This window comes from Actinacidiphila oryziradicis (assembly GCF_005047355.1).
Classification (GTDB): Bacteria; Actinomycetota; Actinomycetes; order Streptomycetales; family Streptomycetaceae; genus Actinacidiphila; species Actinacidiphila oryziradicis.
The window spans coordinates 1-4274 of sequence record NZ_SUMC01000244.1 but is presented as its reverse complement, the minus strand read 5'-3'; the positions used below and the strand labels follow the sequence as shown (position 1 = coordinate 4274).

Here is a 4274-nt window from a genome sequence, read left to right as displayed (position 1 = left end):
CCAGAACGCCTGCTGGTACTCATCAGGCGGAACATAATCCAGGGCCGAGCGGAGCCTGACTTCCTCGGCGAGGCCGAGGACCCCAACCTGCCGCTGACGTCGCCCAGGTCGTGTCGCGATCGCCTGGTAGGAGCAGCCGAACCAGGAGCTGCAGCATGGGCAGCAGCGCTCTCCGATGACCTGCACCGACTTGGTCCCCAGTGAGGCGCCCGCGGCCATGAGCGCGGCCGGGGTCAGACATCCCATGGCGTAGGGATGTCAAGCGGCTGCGGCGAGGGCTGCGTGGTGTGACCACGCGGTGGTCTCGTCGTAGAGGGTGCGGGTCTTGAGGCATCCGTGGAGGATGCCGACGAGGCGGTTGCCGAGCTGGCGCAGGGCGGGGTTGTAGCCGGCGTCGCGTGCGCGCTGTTTGTCGTAGTAGCGGCGGGCGCCGGGCGAGGTGTTGATGGCGGAGAACGCCTGTCTGTGGAGGGCGTCGGCGAGTCGGTCGTTGCGTGCGTGGCGTGCGTGGACGGCGTGAGTCCTGCCGGAGGCCCGGGTGATCGGGCTGGTGCCGGCGTAGTTCTTGCGGGCCTTGGCGGTGGTGTAGCGGGTGGAGTCGTCCCCGAACTCGGCGAGCACCCGGGCGCCGGTGACCTCGCCGATGCCGGGCATCGACAGGTAGATCTCAGCGTCCGGGTGCGCGAGAAAATGCGCGCTCACTTGCTCTTCCAGCACGTCTATCTGCTCGTTCAGCGCGATCAGCAGCCTCGCGTGCGCGGTCGCCGCCGCGGCGTAGGCGGCGGTGACCGTGGCGGCGACGCCCAGCTGGGGCTCGCGCAGCGCGGCCTGGATCGAGGCGGCTTTCTGGTCCCGGTTCCGTCGGCGCTGGCGGGCCAGCGCCGCGGTGATCTGCTGCTTGGTCAGCTTTGCCGCCTCGTCTGGTGTGGGTGCCTTGACCAGCAGTTCCAGGGCGTCGGCACTGGTCAACTCCAGGCCGGCGTAGGCGGTCAGCGCGCCAGGGAAGTACTCGCGCAGCGTGTTGCGCAGCCGCTGGAAGGTGCGGGTGCGCTCCCAGATCAACGTCTGGTGGGCGCGGGCGACGACCTTGACGGCCTGGGCCTGGTCGCTGTCCCCGGCCACCGGCCGCAGTTGGGGGCCATCGATGCGGACCATGTCCGCCAGCGCGTGCCCCGCGGCGGCCGTCCGCCGAAGTTCGACAAGGCCGACTACCGCGAGCGCCACGCGGTCGAGTGCGGGATCAACCGCCTCAAGCGCCACCGGTCGGTGGCCACGAGGTACGACAAGCTCGCCGTCCGCTATGAGGCCACTGTCACCATCGCGGTCATCAACGAGTGGCTATGACCAGCACTTTCAAAACACGCCCTAGCTGCGGCCTTGCGGCCATCCCGCTGCGTCGAACACCGCGACGGGGTCCAGGTAGTCGCGCCAGTGCGTCACCTTGAGGTCCCTGACGGTCACGACCGAGACGAAGCGGTTGTCGTAGGGCCGGCCGGTTTGGACCGAGGTGCCGTGCACTTCGTACTCCAGCACGACCACCGAGGCTTCGCGGTCGCGGTGCACGCGCAGGTTGTCCGCGCTGGACAGTGCCATGTAATCGCCGTAGCCGCTGTACAAGTCGACGATGTTCTGCCGCCCTTCGACCCGCCTGGGGTATCCCGGAACGGAGATCACGTACTCGAAGACCACGTCCTCGGCGAGGAGGTCGAAGTAGTCCTCCCCGTCGACCAGGCCCTCCAGGCCCTCCTTGATGATCCGGAAGAACGGGCTGTTCGCCCCGAAGGGCGCATCATCAGCAACGGTCCTGCTCATTTGGCCTCCAGGGTCCAGGCGCGGGCGTTGCGCTGGGCGAAGGCGCGGAAAGTGGTGGCGGGCCGGCCGGTGACCCTCTCGATGTCGCCGGTGGGCACGGAGCCGTGGCCGGTGATGATGGCGCCGGTGAGCCAGCGCAACATCGCGGCGTAGTCGGCGGGGACGCCTGCGGCCAGTGCGCCGCTGATCCAGGCCTCCGGGTCGATGTCGTGGTAGGCGACGGGGCGGCCGCTCACGGAGGCGATGGTGCTGGCGACCTCGCCGAAGGTGAGGGCCTGCGGGCCGGTGAGGGTGTACTGCGCCCCGGCGTGGGCGCCGGGATCCAGCAGCGTCCGGGCGGCGACGGAGGCGATGTCGGCGGCGTCGACAAAGGCTTCCGTGCCCCCGCCGCTGGGGGCTGTGATCGCGCCGTCGATGACCGGGAGGTGGTCGTCGGTGAAGTTCTGCATCACCCAGGCGGGGCGCAGGACGGCGTGGGTGATGGTCTGCCGGGCGGCGAGGTCGGCCTCGACGGCGGCGATGTCGATTCCCTGCGGTGCCTGGTCGGCGTTGTAGGTGCTCAGGAAGGTGACGTGGCGGACCCCGGCTGTCTCGGCCAGGTCCAGGAAGGCGGCGACCTGGTCGGCGTAGGCCACGCGCAGGACGGGGGTCACCAGGTAGAGGCGATCCACCCCAGCCAGGGTGCCCGCGTGGGTGGCCGGGTCGTCCCAGTCGAACCGGACGTCGGCTCCGTGGCGGGACGAGGTGCGGGTGGCGATGCCTGCCTGGGTGAGGATCGCTGCAAGGAGCGAGCCGGTGCGGCCAGTGCCGCCCAGGACCAGTGCGGTAGGTGCTTCGTTTCTCATGACTCCATCATCGGAACGTTGGCCAAGTGAATCCATGTGTGTTCCGCTCGACTTTTTACGTGAAGCTCTCAATCTCTTGACCTTGGCGGCCGTTGTGATGAGTCTGATCCCATGGACTTGTTGTACGACCATCTGGTGCGGGCGCGCGCCACCGGTGCCGTCTTCGCGCGGACGGTCGCCGAGCCGCCTTGGGGGCTGCGGCTGGGCGGTTCGATCCAGCTCGCGGTGCACACCGTCGTCCGCGGGCGCGGATACCTGTGGCTGGAGGACCCCCGGAACGCGGTTGAGCTCTCACCGGGATCCGTTCTGCTGGTGCGCGGCGGCCCGGACCACCACATCGGCTACGCACCGGGCGCCGACTGCCTGGAACCGCAGGAGTTCCGGGCCCGGCACACCCACACGGGCCCCGGTGACAACCCGCAGGCCACCGTGTTCCTGTGCGGCGCCTACCAGTTCTCCGGCGAGGTCGGCAGCGGACTGCTCGACGCACTGCCCCAGGTCATGACCCTCACCCCGGCGATCGACGACCCCCTGCGCGACGTGGTCACCCTGCTCTCACGCGAGTTGGTCCGTACCGAACCGGCCCAGCAGCTCGTGCTGGACCGCCTCCTGGACCTGCTCCTCGTGCTGGCCATCCGCAACGACTTCCACCGAAGCGCCACCGCACCCCCCTGGTACCGTGCCTCCGCGGACCCGCGGCTGAGCGCCGCCCTGCAGGCCATCCACGAGAACACGGCCCACCCCTGGACGGTCCCCGAACTCGCCGCGCTCAGCGGCCTGTCCCGCGCCGCCTTCGCGCGGGCCTTCCGAGACGCGCTCGGCCAAGCACCTATGCAGTACCTGACCGAATGGCGCATGACCCAGGCCCGCGACCACCTGCGCGCCAACAACCTCACCCTGGCCCAGATCGCCGACGCCGTCGGCTACGCATCACCCTTCGCCTTCGCAGCCGCCTTCCGCCGCTACCACGCAACTCCCCCCGGAGCCTGGCGCCAACGGGAACAGGCAGCCGCACAAACGCGCACCCTCACCACCCACACCACACACCCCGGCTCGTGAGCGCCTCGACGAGCTACAGGATGGTCAGAAGCCGTTGCTCTATCGATCATGGTGGTCATGGGTTCGAGTCCGGCTGCTCGGTCAGGTGATCTTCCGGTGATCAGGGCGCGAAGGCAGGGCCGTTCTCCGGTTCGGGCCATGGCCGCTCTACGGCCTGGGCAGGACGGCCAAGGCCGTTTCGGCGATCGCGCGCAGCGAGTCCGGGCTGCCGCCGCCTTTGCCCAGCGCTTCGATGCCGCGCAGCACAGCCAGCAGGAGCCCGGCGAGCCGGGCGGGGTCCGCGTCCGGCGCGATGTCACCCTGCGGGGCTCGAAAAGTCGTCGCCGCAGGTCAAGCGGCGTACCGGTACTCGTTGATAGCACCGCCGAGGACGCGGGTGCGCAGGAGTCTGCGGCCGTCGACGTCGTGGATGGTGGCTGGTTGCCCGGAGCCGTGAGGGGGCCGTTGATCTCGGGCCCGGTGAGGTCGATGCGTGTTGTAGTGCCGTTCGAAGTCGGCGAGGACTTGCCGGGCGTGGGCCTCGTTCATGAGTAGGACGTGGTCGAGGGCCTCGCGGCG

6 protein-coding genes and 1 pseudogene are annotated in these 4274 nt (G+C 69.6%); 2 read left to right on the top strand and 5 right to left on the bottom strand.

Features of this window, described 5'->3' with window-relative positions; all coding sequences use genetic code 11:
* Together FCI23_RS59020 and FCI23_RS54295 are read right to left on the bottom strand one after the other, a co-directional pair.
* Positions 1-246 (bottom strand): hypothetical protein (locus FCI23_RS59020; protein WP_211265897.1); only part of this gene is annotated, 246 nt, incomplete at its 3' end.
* A gap of 12 nt (positions 247-258) precedes the next feature.
* Complete coding sequence (locus tag FCI23_RS54295) at positions 259-1146, bottom strand: transposase (RefSeq protein ID WP_456318884.1); 888 nt, start codon at positions 1144-1146, stop codon at positions 259-261.
* Here FCI23_RS54295 and FCI23_RS54290 point away from each other — a divergent pair.
* Positions 1147-1344 (top strand): annotated as a pseudogene (locus FCI23_RS54290) (IS5 family transposase); the annotation flags it as partial.
* A gap of 21 nt (positions 1345-1365) precedes the next feature.
* Here FCI23_RS54290 and FCI23_RS54285 read toward each other — a convergent pair.
* Both FCI23_RS54285 and FCI23_RS54280 read right to left on the bottom strand, forming a co-directional pair.
* Positions 1366-1812, bottom strand: coding sequence for a nuclear transport factor 2 family protein (locus FCI23_RS54285; protein WP_136731575.1), 447 nt, complete (start codon positions 1810-1812; stop codon positions 1366-1368).
* Positions 1809-2657, bottom strand: a complete 849-nt coding sequence (locus tag FCI23_RS54280; protein WP_136731574.1) for an NmrA family NAD(P)-binding protein — start codon at positions 2655-2657, stop codon at positions 1809-1811. Before FCI23_RS54280 ends, FCI23_RS54285 begins: the two co-directional genes overlap by 4 nt.
* A 111-nt stretch (positions 2658-2768) precedes the next feature.
* Here FCI23_RS54280 and FCI23_RS54275 point away from each other — a divergent pair, with 111 nt between their 5' ends.
* Entirely contained in the window at positions 2769-3716 is a 948-nt protein-coding gene (locus tag FCI23_RS54275) for an AraC family transcriptional regulator (RefSeq protein WP_136731573.1), read from the top strand.
* 330 nt (positions 3717-4046) lie between these two features.
* On the opposite strand, the gene FCI23_RS54265 is transcribed toward FCI23_RS54275, so the two are convergent.
* A partial coding sequence (locus FCI23_RS54265) for an integrase core domain-containing protein (protein WP_136731572.1) occupies positions 4047-4274 on the bottom strand: 228 nt, incomplete at its 5' end.

What these genes read in the sequence shown, in the direction of transcription:
- FCI23_RS54285 (WP_136731575.1), bottom strand. Translation starts at nt 1,812, where the DNA reads ATGAGCAGGACCGTTGCTGATGATGCGCCCTTCGGGGCGAACAGCCCG.
- FCI23_RS54280 (WP_136731574.1), bottom strand. Translation starts at nt 2,657, where the DNA reads ATGAGAAACGAAGCACCTACCGCACTGGTCCTGGGCGGCACTGGCCGC.
- FCI23_RS54275 (WP_136731573.1), top strand. Translation starts at nt 2,769, where the DNA reads ATGGACTTGTTGTACGACCATCTGGTGCGGGCGCGCGCCACCGGTGCC.